A 16,981-nucleotide genomic window follows, 5' to 3' on the forward strand; every position below is an offset into this window, starting at 1 on the left:
AAAGACTCAATAATTGACCTATTGAGTCACTTAATGCTTATGATTATTAGCGATTCGTCGTTAAAATAAGAACATATGTTCTCCTAAATCAAAAAATTGTGAAAGCATCAAAGTTAAAGAAATTGCTAGAATCTCTTCCTGAAGGCCAAGACCCCGACATCGTGTGCGGAGAAATTTGGCTGCCTGAGCGATTAGTCCGTACCCAGTTAGATGGTGACTTACTGTTTATGGAGTTCGACAACGCACCAGAAGAATCGCAAGGCGAAGAAGAAGGACGTGGTTTCGTAGAACATGAAATAGACATGATTCGCCACCGCTTCGAACAAATCCTCGACGAGAGCTCAGACACCAAAACAAAAGCTGACGCTATGCTTGCGCTATTTCTAATGGGTCATGAGCTTTCAAGCTCTGAAGTCATTGAAATACTTGAAGACCCAGACATTCCTAACGACCCAAATGATTGATAGATGACTCAAAGTACCCTTCCATTTCTCATCGCTGGACCCATTCTTAGAAAAGCCACCCACAATCAGTTGGTATTTTGGTTGGTCACTCGCGAGCGTCTCACAGGGCAATTCAAGCTTTACCACAGGTTGGACGACAATGACGTTTTCCAGTTCGACCTAGATCAGTGCCAATCGGTGAAAGTTGGCGAGCATGCGTATGTGACTCTTGCTGACTTTCGTCACGACTTCCCAGCCAATACTGCCCTAAGCTACGACTTTGTCACCCAAGCCGGAGACTTGCAAACGCTGGCGCCTGATCTCTGCTATCCCAGCGAGCAGCGCCCAAGTATTGTCATCTCCGACAAAGCCGATTATGTATTGCATGGCTCTTGTCGAAATCCTCATCACTCGAGTGCGGATTCTCTAGTAGCGGCAGATCACAAAGTATCCGAGCTCGAGATTGGTGAACGACCAGACCTACTTATGATGAGCGGCGATCAAATCTACGCCGACCACGTTGCGGGACCGACCTTAGATGCTATCGATCAAGTCATCGACCTCCTTGGTTTGCCAAAAGAAACGTTTTCAGACGCGCCTCTCGCTGACTGCGACGCTCTACGCCAACACCCTGATTACTACTACGGGCGCGATAGGCTGCTGCCTCACTACGTTGATGATGGACATTGGTTGACCACATTATTCCCTAAGCGACACGCCCCCATCTTTAGTTCAAGGGAGTGCGAAAACCACTTAATCACTTTTTCCGAATTTTTTGCCATGTATTTGTTGGTGTGGTCGCCGACGCTATGGCAACACATCAATACCAATCGCCTGCTTGACACTAAGTTCACCCACGCAGGCAAAGAACTTGAACCTAGATGGCAACAAGAGTGGCGTAACCACAAACCTATTATTGACGAGTTTGTCGCTGGGCTACCTAAAGTAAGACGCCTTCTTGCGCACATTCCCACCTATATGATCTTCGACGACCACGATGTCACCGATGATTGGAACTTAACCGTAGGCTGGGAAAAAGCGGCTTACGAGAATCCGTTCGCCAAGCGAATCATCGGCAATGGTCTGCTTTCTTACTGGCTATGTCAGGGTTGGGGCAACGAGCCAGACAACTTCAACCAAGAGTTTCTGGAGTTAGCAAATCAGTATTTCGATGAACCCTCTGCTTCGCATCAAGACCAATTCATTCAATACTTGTACAGCTTTGAGAAATGGCATTACACGATTCATACCTCGCCTAAAGTGGTTGTGTTGGATACGCGGACGCGTCGTTGGCGCTCAGAGTCTCGAATGAACAAGCCTTCCGGCCTGATGGACTGGGAAGCGTTAATTGAGTTTCAACAAGAGCTGATGCATCAAGACAAGGTGATCATTGTTTCTGCGGCGCCAATGTTCGGTGTCAAGTTCATTGAGGCGCTACAAAAAGGGATGACCATGCTCGGTCAGCCACTAGTGATCGATGCCGAGAACTGGATGGCGCACCCGGGTAGCGCAAACACCTTGATCAGCATTTTCACACACACCAAGACCCCAACCAATTTTGTGATTTTGTCGGGTGATGTGCACTACTCCTTTGCCTATGACATCAAGCTGCGTTTTCGCCGTTGTAGCCCAAACATCTACCAGATCACATGCAGCGGCTTGAAAAATCTCTTCCCTGAGCCACTGTTAGCAATTTGTGACCATGTCGATAGGTTGCTTTACTCACCCCGCTCTCCGCTCAACTTCCTAACGAAAAGGAAGCGACTCAAAATCTACAAGCGCGCTCCAAACACGCCGGGCGTACGCAGGTTAGTCAATGCCAGTGCGATTGGTGAACTGAAATTGGACGCAAGCGGAAAGCCAAAAAGGATCTCTATTTTGCTGAGTAATGGCGAAGAGGTCGACTTTCCAGATATCAAATCTACGTAAGGTTTCTGTCAAGCCACTTGTGATCGCCTCCGATTATCACTATCTATAACAATAGAGAATAATTTGAGGCCATCAATATGCTGAACTCCATTACCAAACTGTTTAAACAGCTCCTAGAGGGAAACGATCTTAGCAACCATGCTCATAGCGATCCAAATCTCGCCATCGCATGTTTACTGTGTGAAGTGGCTGGTGCAGATCATGAGCTTGACGAGCGGGAAGAAGCGGCAAAATTAACGCTCTTGTCTCGGCTGTTAGGTCTAGAGGAATCCAACGCTCAAGTGCTGCTTTCTCGCGCTCGAACTCAAAGCAATCAATCAACATCGCTTTATGACTTTACCTCACAACTCAGAGAGCTAACTCAAGAGACTCGATTTGAGCTGATAAAAGCCATGTGGCAGGTCGCGAATGCCGATGGCGACATTGATCCACTTGAAGACTCTGTGATTCGCAAAACGGCCGAACTGCTTTACGTTGACCATAGTGAGTTTATTCGCGCCAAACTATCCGCCACTAAAGACCAGTCCTAATCGCACCTGTTGACTAACTTTAAAATAGCGAAAACGAACAAATAACAACCAAAACGCAGGCAAAGGTGGCACGTTTTCCCCAATTAATCTATAGGTAGATTAATTGGGGAAAACTAGAACTGGACTCCATAAATCACTGAGTTCATTTGTAAACCATTGAGCATTCACTGTATCTATACTACTTTCGTCAAATATTTCACTCACGTAATAGATGCATTAGAGAATTATAATGAAGTACAACAAGTTAGTCGGCGCGTTATCCCTATCGCTGCTATTCAGTGCAGATGCCTTATCAAGCGATCTTTGGCAGCCAGTCCATTCTGAGCGTTCAGCAAAGAGTAAATCATCAACCACCTTTGCTGTTGATACGTCCAAGTTAGAAAATCACTTTGTCCATGGTCAAGCCAAGAGCGGTTTAACACTGCAGGTTCCTTTACCTAATGGAGAGTTGATTGACTTTGTTTTGACTTATGACTCCATCCTTTCACCTGATATGCAGGAGAAATTCCCAGAGCTAAAGACCTACACTGGCCATGCTGTTGGTGATGCGGCTATTCAAGGTCGATTCGATTACACACCGAAAGGGTTCCACGGCATGTTTCGCCATGATGGCAAATACGTTTACGTAGAGCCAAAGCCAGATGGTTCCGGTCACTATGTCTCATACAACCATAAACTCTCGAGCCCATTTCAGGATCAGGTTTTAAAGTACCTAAACAATAATCAAGCTGAAACGGTGCAAAGTCGGGTTGCACAACGCACCAACATTGAATCTCGCACTTACCGACTGATTGTCTCTGCGACAGGCGAGTACTCGCAATACCATGGTGGTACAGAAACGTTGACTCGCGCTGCGATCACAACAGCCATCAACCGAGTCAATGAGGTCTACAAATCAGACTTAGCAGTGCAGCTTGAGCTAGTGAACTTCAACATCTATACCAACGCTGCTACGGACCCATTTACTGATTCAGATGCAGGCCAGGACATCGATCGCAACCACGACGACCTGACGAAAAAATTTGGTAGTGCCGCGTTCGATGTTGGCCATATCTTTACTACCGGTGGTGGTGGCTTAGCCGCCTTAGGGGCGGTCTGTAATGACTTTTCAAAAGGCGCCGGGGTGACGGGCCGTTCTGACCCAGAAACCGACGCCTTTTACATCGACTACGTAGCCCATGAACTGGGACACCAGTTCGGTGCAAACCACACATTTAATGGCAATATGTGGAATTGTGAAGGCTCAAACCGCAACGACCCAACCGCCTTCGAGCCAGGAAGTGGCAGCACCATCATGGCTTACGCAGGTATCTGTGGTAACGATAATATACAAGTTAACTCAGACGCCTACTTCCATGCTGCGAGTATCAAAGAAATCAACGACTACCTCGCGACTCAAACCTGTGGAACCACAACCACTTCGACAACGGAAGTGCCCACTGCCGATGCTGGTAGTGACTACACTGTTCCGGCGCGTACACCTATCGTATTAACTGGATCAGCGACAGGCACGGGTAGCCTAACTTATGTCTGGGAACAGATGGACTCGGGTACTGGTACCTCAAACCTAACCACCGATTTTGGTAGTGGTCCACTATTTCGCTCTTGGATGCCAACAACGGAACCGAAGCGCTATTTACCGAGGTTGGAAGATGTGGTGGATGGCACACTGGTCAAAGGTGAAACGTACGCAACCTCTAGCCGTAATTTAAACTTCAGGCTGACAGTCCGAGATGGTGAAGGCGGCGTAGCAAGTGATGATACCTTGATAACCGTTGATGGCAACAGCGGCCCATTTGCCGTAGTAGCGCCGTCATCAGGTGCGACAATTGTCGGCAGCTCAAATGTGGAATGGGACGTAGCAGGTACAGCACAAGCCCCTGTAAACTGTTCCGCCGTTGATATTCTCTTGTCAACCAATGGTGGGGTGACGTTCGATCAAACCTTGCTTGCTAACACTCCGAATGATGGCTCACAGTCAGTCAACTTCCCTGCTCAAACGTTCAACAATGCTCGCTTGATGATCCAATGTCGTGACAATATCTTCTTTGCTGTATCAAGTGGTTTCTCGGTAGCGATCCCTGAAGAAGTGAAAGCGGTCGATGATGCTTATGCGGTCACTCAAGGTAGCGCGCAAACATCGTTCAATGTCCTTGGAAACGATAAAGGTGAAGGCACGCTTAAAATCACAGCAACAACCTACAATGGTACTGGTACAGTTTCTCATACAGATACTGCGATCAACTACCAACCTGATGCGAGCTTTGTTGGCAGTGAAACCATCACTTACACCATTGTGGACAGCGCAAACCAAACGGCTACAGGCACGCTGACCGTTACCGTTAACTCCAGCACAGCTGCGATATCAGCGGAAAATGATAGCTATAATCTTAACCATAACAGCCCAGCGACAGTGCTCGATGTATTGGCAAACGATGCTGGCCAAGGAGAGTTAACCATCAGTGCTATCAACTACTCTGGCAGTGGCACTGTTCTTAACTCAGGTACCTCAATCAGCTACCAACCTGCGCAAGGCTTCTCCGGTGTGGATTCGTTTACCTACACGATCACCGACGAAGCGTCTCAAACCGTTACCGCTATGGTGACGATCAATGTCGCAGCGGAACAAACCACGACTGGCACTTCATCGTCTTCAAGTGGCGGTGGCGGCGGTAGCTTAAACTGGTTTGGCTTGTTGATGCTGGCTGCATTTTGGGTAAGGAGAAACAAATGATCAAATTCGTTCTACCCCTTGCACTCGTTGTCATAAGTGGCTGTGCCGCTGAAAATCAGGCACAAGCTGATGCTCAAAGTGCGCTAAACGCTGATGACTATCGTCTTTATCAGATGCCTGGACGCGGTAACGTTCTTCCTGGTATCGAAACCGAAGAAAGAGCGTTGGCTGCTGAGTTATGTGGGGTAAAAATCGTTGAAGGTATTAGCGATGTGGTAAAAAGTGATGAGGAGTTGGAAAAACGTCAACTTCTGACTCAGTACGCGACGCAGTACAACCTCCACATTTACCCTAAGTGCAAAAAAGCCAAGCAGTAAAATATCTCAAACCGCCTTAAATAGAATAGGGAGCATATCGCTCCCTTTTTACTCTCTAAAGCATGGTTCATTCTAAAGCATAGTTAACGCCAATTTCGCCAAGTTGTAGGCATCAACGTAGGCCGAATGCTGACGCCCTTCCCACTCTATACCTTTCGATTCTTGAGCGGCTCTATGGCCAATCCGCTTGTCTTTCAGGCGATTTTGAATGCGATAGAGCGTAGCGAGATTGATAAACTCTTTAAACGGCATCTCAATGCCCTTCGCTTCACACTCTTTCGCTAAGACGACATCATCTCGCCCCCAAGACGCAAAGATCTTGTTCGACCCACCAAAATTTTTCACCACAGATTTGAGGACTTCTTCGAGTGGACGCCCTTGCTTTTCAACTTTTCTTGGCGTGATACCCGTTAGCTCTACGCAGAAGAGTGACACTTCATCTTGCTCTGGTTTCACGTAATATTGAGCGCGTTTTACGATCTCTCCTTTGACCAGATCGATTTCCGCCAACCCAACCTCGATGATTTCACCTGTCGTACCGACACCGTTTTCATTCCAACAGCACATCTCTAAATCGAAACAAACTATACGGTTATGGTTCATCACTTGCCTTACTTGAAACTATTTGAAAGGGCGCGATTCTACATGAGATTCACACACAATTCGAACTTTGACCGATTAAATGATTAGTTATTCTGCAACCGTTACGCGGTTACGCCCCGCTTTTTTACTCCGATAAAGCTGAGTATCGGCTTTCTTGAGGATGTCCTCTGCGGACTCTGTCGTCCTTACTGCGGCACCAATACTCAACGAACATTGGATCTGATGAACATCATATTGGTGATATGACGAAGCCACCCGTTGACCTATCACATTTAGCTGATCAGAAAGAGCCGTCGGATCTGTGTTCTTTGACAATATGCAGAATTCATCTCCGCCCATACGATAAAGCAAGTCGGCTTCAGGCAAACTTTCCGCCACCGTGTTTGCCACATGAATCAGCATTTCGTCCCCAGCAACGTGACCAAAGCTATCATTGAGCGTCTTGAATTTATCGATATCAAATGCCGCCAACGCAAAACAGGCGTCGCCCTTGGTTAACTCGTCTAGCTTTTCACTGAATGCTCTTCGATTGAGCAGCCCAGTCAACGAATCATGGTTGACCAAAAATTGCAGCTCTTCAGTTCGCTCATCAAGTAATATAGATAAGTGCTCCTTTTCTCTCACCTGAAGAAACACGATGTAGCCGAGTAAGCAAGCGATGACCAAGCCACCGAAGCCTATGCTGCGCAAAACGATACGATCATTGTTGGTTACGCGACTGGCCAACTTAAAATCAATCATCCATTCTCGATTCGGCAAGGCAATTTTCTTGCTGACTTGAAGCCCCGCTTCACTTTCCCATCCTTCACTGACGTAAAGTATTGGTTCATCTTCTGCGTCAAAACCCAAATCCGTCACTTTAACCAACATCTGCTGGCCTGACGCCGTCCGCTCGATTAAGCCTTCGAAGTACCGAGTCGTTCGAATCACGCCAACAACCACACCAATCAAGCGCTCTGACGAGTTTCCATCAAAAACAGGATGGTAGACGAGTAATCCTGTCTTCTCTAATGTGCGATCAAGGCCATCTTGCAGCAAACGTACTTTGTCTGAAACGTTTGGCTCACCCGTTGCACGAATACCATCGAGGATAAGCTGGAACCGCAGGCGCGAAGAATAAAAGCCAAGCAGCTTTAGATTCTCCTCGCTAAGAGGATAAATATCTGTCGCAACGTAAATGTCTTCATCGTTTGGCATGATGTAGCCAGACGTTTTGGGACCATCTTTTGGTACGGTATACAACTGAAAGTCTGGGTATGACTGGCGGACTTTATCGAGATATTCAGGCAGTGTTTGTTTTTCGACACGCTGCATCCACTGCAACCCAATTAATGTATCCGAAGAAGAAACCAACTCCTCAGCAAAAAGGTGAAATTGCCCCCAGTTTTCAGGCTTTGTGGCATGGAAAAAGTTAGCGCCTGCTCCGATGAAATGAAGGTCACTCGTCAGCACTTGAGACAAATTTTCCGTTTGCTGCTGGGCGAGATTATTGAACAAAGCACTACTGTATTTAAGCTGCGACTTGTAGGAATAATAAACGACCAGCGAAGTTATTAATGTCGTGGCTAAAAACGCAATGAGCGGGTAGAGAATCTTCTTTTGGGTTCCTAAGAGCATAATAACTGAGAGTTCATAACTGGCGTGAGTGCCTAGGTATCTTAGCCTTATACAATCAGCAACATAAAGTGTTATTGAATCCTAGACGGAAAAAATGGCGCCTGCTTCACCATTCAAGGTTTTATGGGTAAGAAAGTGATTAAAAACAGCGCAATTAAATCCAATGAACACAGATTTAGGCTCAATTCTAGCAGCGCGCCGCATTGAATATGCTACTATTCGCCCCAATTTATCAGAATAATTCGGCAATAAGCCAAAGCAGAGATTGAGCCAATCTCTCCTAAAACTAAACAAAAGAGAAATGTCATGACATTCGATTTACAAATGATTCCTCAAACGTTCGATATGCTTCACGCAGGCCTCGCTGCTTCGAGCGTTTTGCTTCTTTTGATCGCGGTATCACGCAAATCTAAAGTGATCGAAAAAGTAGTAGAAAAACCGGTTGAGAAAATCGTCGAGGTTGAGAAGCCAGTTGAGAAGATCGTGGAAGTAGAAAAAGTCGTGGAAGTAGAGAAAGTCGTAGAACGTGTTGTAGAAGTGGAATCTAAGCTTGCTACTGCATCTACAGATTCTGCAATGCAGCTGCTTTCTATCATGCAGCAAGAAGCTCGTCTGATTGACTTCCTAAAAGAAGACCTAACGTCATTCTCTGATGAAGAAGTTGGCGCAGCTGCTCGCGTAATCCACACTGGCGGTCAGAAAGTGCTGAACGACTACGTGACGCTAGCACACGTTCGCAACGAAGACGAAGAAACTCGCATTACGGTTGAAGAAGGCTTCAACCCACAAGAAATCCGCCTAACTGGCAACGTTACAGGCAGCGCGCCATTCAACGGCACGCTAGTTCACAAAGGCTGGAAAGCAACATCAATGACGTTGCCAAAACTGGCTGAGAACTACGATGCATCTGTGATCGCTCCAGCTGAGGTTGAGCTGTAATGGAACACATGAACCAAGAAAACCATTCTCAAGAAGCGTCTGTTGAAACTCAACAGACGCCTAAATTCAGTGTCGGTATCGACTTAGGTACAACACACTGTGTGATGTCTTTTGTTGATACACACGACGAAGATGCTCGCGTTGAAGTTATGCCTATCCCGCAACTTACTGCACCAGGCACGGTAGAGACTCGCAGCCAGTTAGGCTCTTTCCTATACCAGCCGCACGAGCACGAAATGAACCCGCAATCACGCGTTCTTCCGTGGTCGAGCGAGCCAAAAGCACTGGTTGGTGCAATTGCACGTAACCTAGGTTCAAAAACACCAATTCGCCTTGTTGCAAGTGCGAAATCTTGGCTTTGCCACGCTGGTGTGAATCGTCGTGATGCCTTCTTACCAGCAGGTAGCCCAGAAGAAGTGGAAAAAGTATCCCCTCTTCGCGCGACAGAGCTTTACCTAGAGCATCTAAAAGACGCTTGGAATCACACCAATCCAAATCACAACCTTGCCGATCAAGACGTGACTATCACGGTTCCTGCGTCTTTCGATCCTGCTGCTCGTGACCTAACTGCAGAAGCAGCACGCAACGTTGGTTTTGTGCACCTAACGCTTCTAGAAGAGCCACAAGCTGCGCTTTACAACTGGATTGATAACAGCGACGACAAATGGCGCGACGAAGTTGAAGTTGGTGACATCGTGCTTGTGGTCGATATCGGTGGTGGTACAACCGACCTTTCTTTGGTTGAAGTAACTGAAGACGACGGCAACCTAACTCTGAACCGTATCGCGGTAGGTGAACACATCCTACTTGGCGGTGACAACATGGACCTTGCACTTGCGTACCGCTTGAAGATGAAGCTAGCGCAAGAAGGCAAAGAGCTACAGCCATGGCAGGTTCAGGCGATGACGCACGCATGTCGTGACGCGAAAGAAGCGCTATTGAACGACAGCGAACTTCAGTCAGTGCCAATCGTAGTACCAAGCCGTGGCTCTAAACTGCTTGGCGCAACGCTGAAAACAGAACTGACTCAAGAAGAAGTACAACAAACACTGGTTGACGGCTTCTTCCCTCAAGTTGCGATTACGGACCACCCTGTTCAACGTAACCGTGGTGCACTAACGCAAATGGGTCTGCCTTACGCGCAAGATGCTGGCATTACTCGTCACATCGCTGCGTTCTTGTCTAGGCAAGCCAATGCCCTTTCTGCTTCAGGAAATGGCGGCGAAGCAGCAGCTCAAGATTTCAACCCATTCGCTAACATGCCTGGTATGCCAGGTGCGGATGCAGCGCAATCGGCTGACTTCATCAAGCCAACGGCAATCCTATTCAACGGTGGTGTTCTGAAATCGAAACTTCTAGCAACTCGTCTAGAAGACACGATCAACGAATGGCTACTTGAAGCAGATGCTGAAATGGCGAAACGCCTAACAGGTGTGGATCTAGACCTTGCAGTTGCTAGCGGTGCGGCTTACTACGGCTCTGTACGTCGTGGTCAAGGCGTTCGTATCCGTGGTGGTATTGCTTCGGCGTACTACGTGGGTATCGAAAGTGCGATGCCAGCGATTCCGGGCATGGCGCCTCCAATGGAAGCACTGTGTGTGGCACCATTTGGTATGGAAGAAGGCTCAAGCGTTGACGTACCAAGCCAAGAGTTTGGTTTGATCATCGGTCAGCCAGTTAACTTCCAATTCTTTGGCTCAACAGTTCGTCGTGATGACCTAGCAGGCACTCACCTAGACTACTGGGCACCAGAAGAGCTTGAAGAGCTTCCAGAAATTCAAGTAACGCTGCCTGTATCTGAAGGTCGTCGTGAAGGTGAAGTGGTTCCAGTAACCCTAGCTTCTCGCGTGACAGAGCTTGGTACGCTTTACTTAGAAGCCATTGCCGCTGATAACGGTCAAAAATGGCATGTTGAGTTCGATGTTCGCGAAGATGCGAAAAGCGACTCAAACGAAGAAGAATAAATAGAAAATCAAACGGCATCCAATCGGGTGCCGTTTTTAAATACACGAAGGTTTGTATGGCATCTCCTCGTTTTCTTGTTGGTATTGACCTTGGCACCACAAACACTGTGGTGGCGTACTGTGAAATCTCCGACAACCTTGAACAATCCGAAGTATCCCTATTCGACATCGACCAATTGATTGGCCCGGGTGAAGTGGTTCGTAAACCATTACTGCCCTCTTTCCGCTATCACCCAGCGGTTGGTCAAATCTCCCCTTCTGACCTGACACTCCCTTGGGAAAACGAACCTGTTTCCGGCGACATTAGTAATGTGATCGTGGGTGAATGGGCTCGTGAGTTAGGCGCGAAAGTGGAAGGACGCCAGGTATTCAGTGCTAAAAGCTGGCTATCACACCAAGCAGTTGATCGTAGCTCAGACATTCTTCCTTGGGCTGGTGCGCAAGACGTAGATAAAGTCTCTCCCGTCATTGCCAGCGCAAGCTACCTCAACCACATTCGTCAAGCATGGAACTACCGTCACCCTAGCAACAAGCTAGAAGACCAAGATGTGGTTGTGACCGTTCCAGCGTCGTTCGATGAAACCGCTCGTAAGCTTACGCTTGAAGCCGCTGAGCTGGCGGGTTTAAAGAAAATCGTCCTGCTAGAAGAGCCACAAGCGGTCTGTTACGACTGGTATGCTCGCCACCAGCAAACCGCAGCCGATGAACTCAAAGAGTTACCGCTGATTCTGGTGTGCGATGTGGGCGGTGGTACCACCGACTTAAGCTTGATTGAAGCAAGTTTCTCTTCACATAATGAGCTAGCCCTTGATCGTATTGGTGTGGGTGAACACTTGATGCTTGGTGGTGATAACCTCGACTTAGCACTCGCGCACCTTGCGGAAAGCCGCTTCAACCAGAGTAAGAAGCTCACTGCTGCAAGCCTGACTAAGTTGATTCAGCAAACTCGCAAGGCGAAAGAAAACCTGCTTTCAGCGAATGCACCTGAAGAGGTGAAAATCACTATGCTGGGCAGCGGCTCGAAACTTCTTGGCGGAACAAAAAGTATTGGGCTGAGCAAACAAGAAGTGCACCAAATCGCTTTGGATGGCTTCTTCCCGCTTTCTGATTTCAGTGAAGTACCAGACAAGCGCCGCAGCGCCGTTGTCGAGTTTGGTCTTCCATACGTTGCTGACCCAGCGGTGAGCAAGCACGTTGCCGAGTTCTTAACGACGCATCAGCAAGTGTCTCGTGCCGCTCTTGGCATTGATGACGACAAACAAAATGCCATTCCAGTCGGTTTGCTACTCAACGGTGGTGTGTTCAACAGTGAGCTTGTCACTGAGCGTGTCACTACTCTACTTTCCGATTGGCGCGGCGCACCGGTTACGGTATTAGACAACCCACATCCAGATTGGTCGGTTGCGCTAGGTGCTGTTGCGTTTGGTAAAGCACGTCGTGGCGCACAACTTAAAATTGGTGGTGGCGCAGCGCGTTCCTACTTCTTGCATCTTCAAGAGAAGAACAAGATGGGTAAAGCGCTCTGTTTGCTTGCAAAAGGTACAGAAGAAGGTCACGAGATCCGCTTAAGTGGTCGTCGCTTCTCGCTTACCCTAGGTGAACCCGTTCGCTTTAACCTGCTGACGTCTACCCACGACACCTTAACCAATAACACTGCCATTCAAAACGGTGTGATGGTGGACGTTGATCCTGACTTGTTTGCGCCTCTGCCGCCTTATATCACCACCCTTGAAGGTGAAGGCGCCGAACTGCAAGCCAACCAGAAAGAGCGTGTAGAAGTGCAACTGGCGTGTCAGTTGACCGAAGTTGGCACGCTTAAGATGGAATGTGTCAGCGCGGAAGACGACAGCAAACGTTGGGAACTTGAATTCGAAGTTCGTAATAAGCAAACCGAGGAAGGCGATCAGGTTGAACTGCACCCTCGCCTCAATGAGTGTAAAGAACTGATCGGTCGCATCTACAGCGGCAATAAAAAAAGCGCTGATGGTAAAGAGATCAAAACCTTAGCCAAAGATCTTGAGAAGAAACTTGGCAAGCGCGACGAATGGGATTTCACGACCTTACGTCAACTATTTGATGCGTTTGCTCAGGGTCGTAAGCGTCGTCGCCGCTCCGAACCACACGAGAAAAACTGGCTGCGTTTGGCTGGCTTCTCTTTAAGGCCGGGATTTGGTGATGCCACGGATTCATGGCGTATCGAGCAGGTATGGGGACTTTATCAGCAAGGTATCCAGTTTAAAAACCACCAAGGCTGGACGGATTGGTGGGTCTTCTGGCGTCGTATCGCAGGTGGCCTAAGCCAAGAGCAGCAAGAGACCATCTTGGCGGACATCGCTAAATACCTACACCCTGGTGCGATGAAGAATCCTCAATCGGCCAAAGCGGCACAAGATATGGGTTACGAGTCGATGGTGCGCCTATCTGCTTCTTTGGAACATCTAGAAGTCGAAGACAAGGTTCTATTGGTTACGTGGTTCTTGAGCAAAGCCATCAACCATAACCAGTTCGAGCAAGCACACTGGTGGGCTATGGGTCGTTTGGCATCGCGTACGCCTTTATATGGCAGCCAGCACAATGTCATTCCTCGTGAACAAGCGGAACAGTGGTTGCCTAAGCTGTTAGAGCAGAACTGGCAGAAAGAACCAATGATCGCTTTCGCAGCCGTAATGATTTGTCGTAAGACGGGCGACCGCCTATTTGATATCTCAGACGACTACCGTGAACAAGTTCTCACCAAGCTGAAGCAAAGCAAGGTGCCTGAATCTTGGGTATCACTGGTTGAAGAAGTCAAAGAGCTGTCTGAGAGCGAGTCGAAGCGGGTCTTTGGTGATGCACTGCCGAGTGGACTAACGCTCGTTAACCATTAATCTAACCAAAAACTGCCAGCAATGCTGGCAGTTTTTTAATGGTCACAGACGTCTAGTATTAGCGCCACACACCCCACTCTCCTGTAGTTCCAGGCTCTTCTCCTGTGGTCCACCACTGCGCCGTCCACTCTTTACCGTTATGAGTCACGGTGTCGCCTTGAGTGTAAACCGCCTCTTTTTTCCACTGATTGACCGGCTCAACTGGCGGTACATCCGCTTTAATCAATGACAGTGCATAGCTGTATGTTCCATTTGGTGCTAGTACTTGATTAGCGTAAATATTTGATGAGTCGAACATATAGTGGTTCATCTCTTGATGCCAAATACCCACATACCAATCGCCCGTTTGCTGCGAGTTAAATTGATCCGCCAGCTCTGCCGCCCATGTGTTTGTATTGTTAGTACTAATCAGGTGATTGATATCGACAATTTCCTGACCTGATGCATCAAAGGTGCGAAAACGCACGGTGTCGCCAGCTTCTACAGGTCCAAAACCTTGAGGAACAAAATAACCTAGAGCCGTTAGATTATTACCTGGATCTGTTGGCTCTCCGGGGTTAGTTGGCGGCGTCGTGCCATTGCCTCTCAATGTAATGTCACTACAGTTGTAAAATCCTTCACCCGCCACATCAATACGTTGCCAACGCGTATAAAGAATTGCATCACCTGAACGGTCGGCAGGAAACGTCACCTTAATTCGGTAACGCTTCTCTGCATCGACAGGAACATCACCCGCGGTGTCTATCAGTTCTAAATCATCCCACGTTAAAGGTTGCGTTTCATCGTAGCTCGGTTTGGTTAAGTAAAACTCCCAGTAAGACGGGTTGTGAGGCGCTTTGCCAAAAAAGACCAATTCAATCTGGTTATTTTCATCCGGATTGACATTCGTGCGCTGCCAATGCGTCGACGGAATACTTAACCCTTTCTTCGCTGCATCGCCCGCTGAACATAACTGCCCATCTGGAACGATCGCTTTAACATGGGCCATATCGCGATAGTTAGGTACGTTCGCGGCAACCTCACTTCGCTGGACGAAGGGATACGCGCCAGACTCATTAAACGCTGCCCGACAGGCTGCGTTGGGAATTTCATTGGTCCAGAACCCGCCATCTTCATAACAAATGTTTTGACGGGCATTCGGAAACTCCACCCAGCCGTGAGCGTGAACATTGAACGAGAAAAGCGCGGAGGACACCCCTAGGCTTAAAAGTGCGATATTTAACTTCGATTTCATAATTCATCCTTAAATGTGCTGACAATCTACTCAAAAACAAGTAGTTAACTATGGACAACACAAAACTAGCAGGCTGCTTTTATTTATCTGGCGAATTAATATCAAACTTTGTTAGAGCATCGGTTGCTTTCCAACATTTTTGTCGTGTTAAGTAGCACGTAAAAAATCTTTTCGAGTCACTTCAAAGCCTGCCTCCCCTTGCACATGGGTACTACGCAGACTTGAAGGTGTAAGTTTGGTCATGGTTCGGAATGCACGACGAAAGTTGGCGACATCGCTATACCCTAAACGATAGCCAATCTCTTCCACAGTAAGTTCCGTTTGCAGTAGTAGCTCGGTCGCCAAGCTGGCCATAACTTCATTGCGAAGCGCTTGATACGTGACACCGTACTTGGCAAGCTCTCGCCTCATCGTCCGAGAAGAACAGCCATAATCTTGAGCAAGCTCTTCTAAAGACGGCAGCATCATTGGCTGTTGATAAAAGCGAGATTTGATCTGTTGAACAAGCGACTGAGGTGATTCAAGTGTCTCAACGATTGACTGACAAGAGCGCAATGAGTTTCTCAAAGCCACCGCATCATATTGAGCAACTGGCAACTCAAGCGCTGAGCGCGGAAAAATCAATTCAATGCTTGCTTGGTTAAAATACACAGGGCAATCAAACACTGACCGATACTGGTGGCAATAGATCGGGGAGGAATACGGCAAAGAGAGTTGGATCAGTGGCATTGCCTGTCCCGTAAGTTGGCGATATATCGACACGACTGCGGCGAGAAAAAACTCACAGCAAAATGGCAGCAACTCACTAATGTCGACCGCCTCTTCTATCTGCAGCGCCGCGCGTTCGCCATCTACAGTCAATCGCACTGTAAATAGTGGACCATTCAACCTCAAATATTTAAAGCCAGTTTTCACTGCATCCAATACAGAGGGGCTGGTTCGAATCGCATAGCCAAGAACGCCGAACTGATGTAAATCCATTTGTCTACCCGCAAGCAATCCTAGCCCCTCGTTTGGGTACAATTGCACTGCCGCGTGAAACAATTTGAGCTTGTCTGTATAGCTTAATGTCGACTCACTGCGGCTCCAGTCGTATTCAGCAATACCTTGCTGCGCCAACAACGCTCGAAGGTCAGCGCCTTTTGACTCCAAAGCCCGAATTAACAAGGCAATATCCAATGTACCGAGCTGGCTGCGGTGATCCATCGCGAGGTACTGGGCAATCAGTTGCAAGACATGCCTCCTTAGGCATCAAGTTGAATTAAAGTGATCAAGATGACTTTAATGTCCGAATATGACCTCACAAAAAGGCAAGTTTCAAGCAAGAATAATAGAAATGTGAACAAAAGGTTAAAAGCAACTCATGCGAGACCATCATCTTTTTCCAGCCCCAGAGACATTGATCAATAAGGATGGTCGTCCTCTATTTGGTCAAATCAACGGTATCCCGAAAAAGTTGGGGCTTGAGCACTATGAACGCCTGAATGACATGGATAAACCCGTCGGGTCACTCAGCAAACACTTTGCCTACAAGCAATTTCAATTTGTCAGCGTGTTTGTCGACCACTTTGTGATCGGCGTGGCTATCGCTGACATCCGCTATCTTGGATCAGCATTTTGCTACGTTTACGACCTTAATGAAGACAGAATGGTAGAAGAAAACTGGCTTCGTCCTCTTCACTTTGATAAGCAAATGTCTGATTCCCCGTACAAAGGCACCAGTTGGATTGCCGGAAAGCGAATCCAATTTCACATTCTTGACGCCAGTTGGCAGGTTTCGATCAACACTTCTGCCATTCAAGCC

13 protein-coding genes are annotated in these 16,981 nt (G+C 47.7%); 9 read left to right on the top strand and 4 right to left on the bottom strand.

What is annotated here, in order from left to right:
* Positions 1-98: 98 nt before the first annotated feature.
* From RJ47_RS05800 to RJ47_RS05820, 5 genes are all read left to right on the top strand, one after another.
* Positions 99-464: a hypothetical protein gene (locus tag RJ47_RS05800; protein ID WP_038134280.1), complete on the top strand. Its 366-nt coding sequence runs from the start codon at positions 99-101 to the stop codon at positions 462-464.
* A gap of 3 nt (positions 465-467) precedes the next feature.
* Complete coding sequence (locus tag RJ47_RS05805; RefSeq protein WP_039482370.1) at positions 468-2,372, top strand: alkaline phosphatase D family protein; 1,905 nt, start codon at positions 468-470, stop codon at positions 2,370-2,372.
* Between the two features lie 77 nt (positions 2,373-2,449).
* A complete protein-coding gene (locus RJ47_RS05810) occupies positions 2,450-2,902 on the top strand; it encodes a TerB family tellurite resistance protein (RefSeq protein ID WP_038191088.1) in 453 nt (150 codons plus the stop codon).
* A 229-nt stretch (positions 2,903-3,131) separates the two neighbouring features.
* Entirely contained in the window at positions 3,132-5,636 is a 2,505-nt protein-coding gene (locus RJ47_RS05815) for a reprolysin-like metallopeptidase (protein WP_039482373.1), read from the top strand.
* Entirely contained in the window at positions 5,633-5,953 is a 321-nt protein-coding gene (locus RJ47_RS05820; protein ID WP_052237921.1) for a hypothetical protein, read from the top strand. The genes RJ47_RS05815 and RJ47_RS05820 overlap by 4 nt, the downstream gene beginning before the upstream one ends.
* Before the next feature lie 72 nt (positions 5,954-6,025).
* On the opposite strand, the gene RJ47_RS05825 is transcribed toward RJ47_RS05820, so the two are convergent.
* Positions 6,026-6,556, bottom strand: coding sequence for a 3'-5' exonuclease (locus tag RJ47_RS05825; protein ID WP_038134275.1), 531 nt, complete (start codon positions 6,554-6,556; stop codon positions 6,026-6,028).
* Positions 6,557-6,643: 87 nt separating this feature from the next.
* A complete protein-coding gene (locus RJ47_RS05830; RefSeq protein WP_039482375.1) occupies positions 6,644-8,173 on the bottom strand; it encodes a sensor domain-containing diguanylate cyclase in 1,530 nt (509 codons plus the stop codon).
* A 306-nt stretch (positions 8,174-8,479) separates the two neighbouring features.
* Between RJ47_RS05830 and RJ47_RS05835 the strand changes: the two genes are divergently transcribed.
* The 3 genes from RJ47_RS05835 to RJ47_RS05845 are packed head-to-tail and all read left to right on the top strand — an operon-like array spanning position 8,480 to position 13,943.
* Positions 8,480-9,112 carry a DUF2760 domain-containing protein gene (locus RJ47_RS05835; protein ID WP_038134271.1) on the top strand — a complete coding sequence of 211 codons (633 nt, stop codon included), beginning with the start codon at positions 8,480-8,482 and terminating at the stop codon, positions 9,110-9,112.
* Positions 9,112-11,076 carry an Hsp70 family protein gene (locus RJ47_RS05840; RefSeq protein WP_039482378.1) on the top strand — a complete coding sequence of 655 codons (1,965 nt, stop codon included), beginning with the start codon at positions 9,112-9,114 and terminating at the stop codon, positions 11,074-11,076. Before RJ47_RS05835 ends, RJ47_RS05840 begins: the two co-directional genes overlap by 1 nt.
* Before the next feature lie 56 nt (positions 11,077-11,132).
* On the top strand, positions 11,133-13,943 hold the full coding sequence (locus RJ47_RS05845; RefSeq protein ID WP_039482380.1) for an Hsp70 family protein: 2,811 nt from the start codon (positions 11,133-11,135) through the stop codon (positions 13,941-13,943).
* Positions 13,944-14,001: 58 nt separating this feature from the next.
* On the opposite strand, the gene RJ47_RS05850 is transcribed toward RJ47_RS05845, so the two are convergent.
* On the bottom strand, positions 14,002-15,177 hold the full coding sequence (locus RJ47_RS05850) for a lytic polysaccharide monooxygenase (protein ID WP_039482383.1): 1,176 nt from the start codon (positions 15,175-15,177) through the stop codon (positions 14,002-14,004).
* A gap of 147 nt (positions 15,178-15,324) precedes the next feature.
* On the bottom strand, positions 15,325-16,410 hold the full coding sequence (locus RJ47_RS05855) for an AraC family transcriptional regulator (RefSeq protein ID WP_039482385.1): 1,086 nt from the start codon (positions 16,408-16,410) through the stop codon (positions 15,325-15,327).
* 130 nt (positions 16,411-16,540) lie between these two features.
* Here RJ47_RS05855 and RJ47_RS05860 point away from each other — a divergent pair.
* Positions 16,541-16,981: DUF2804 family protein (locus RJ47_RS05860; protein ID WP_039482388.1), on the top strand; the 441-nt coding region annotated here is incomplete at its 3' end.

Origin of the sequence: Vibrio sinaloensis, from assembly GCF_000808535.1 — a bacterium.
GTDB classification, from domain to species: domain Bacteria; phylum Pseudomonadota; class Gammaproteobacteria; order Enterobacterales; family Vibrionaceae; genus Vibrio; species Vibrio sinaloensis_D.

Coding starts and splice junctions, on each gene's coding strand:
- RJ47_RS05805 (WP_039482370.1), top strand. CDS start 468: ATGACTCAAAGTACCCTTCCATTTCTCATCGCTGGACCCATTCTTAGA.
- RJ47_RS05810 (WP_038191088.1), top strand. CDS start 2,450: ATGCTGAACTCCATTACCAAACTGTTTAAACAGCTCCTAGAGGGAAAC.
- RJ47_RS05815 (WP_039482373.1), top strand. CDS start 3,132: ATGAAGTACAACAAGTTAGTCGGCGCGTTATCCCTATCGCTGCTATTC.
- RJ47_RS05820 (WP_052237921.1), top strand. CDS start 5,633: ATGATCAAATTCGTTCTACCCCTTGCACTCGTTGTCATAAGTGGCTGT.
- RJ47_RS05825 (WP_038134275.1), bottom strand. CDS start 6,556: ATGAACCATAACCGTATAGTTTGTTTCGATTTAGAGATGTGCTGTTGG.
- RJ47_RS05830 (WP_039482375.1), bottom strand. CDS start 8,173: ATGCTCTTAGGAACCCAAAAGAAGATTCTCTACCCGCTCATTGCGTTT.
- RJ47_RS05835 (WP_038134271.1), top strand. CDS start 8,480: ATGACATTCGATTTACAAATGATTCCTCAAACGTTCGATATGCTTCAC.
- RJ47_RS05840 (WP_039482378.1), top strand. CDS start 9,112: ATGGAACACATGAACCAAGAAAACCATTCTCAAGAAGCGTCTGTTGAA.
- RJ47_RS05845 (WP_039482380.1), top strand. CDS start 11,133: ATGGCATCTCCTCGTTTTCTTGTTGGTATTGACCTTGGCACCACAAAC.
- RJ47_RS05850 (WP_039482383.1), bottom strand. CDS start 15,177: ATGAAATCGAAGTTAAATATCGCACTTTTAAGCCTAGGGGTGTCCTCC.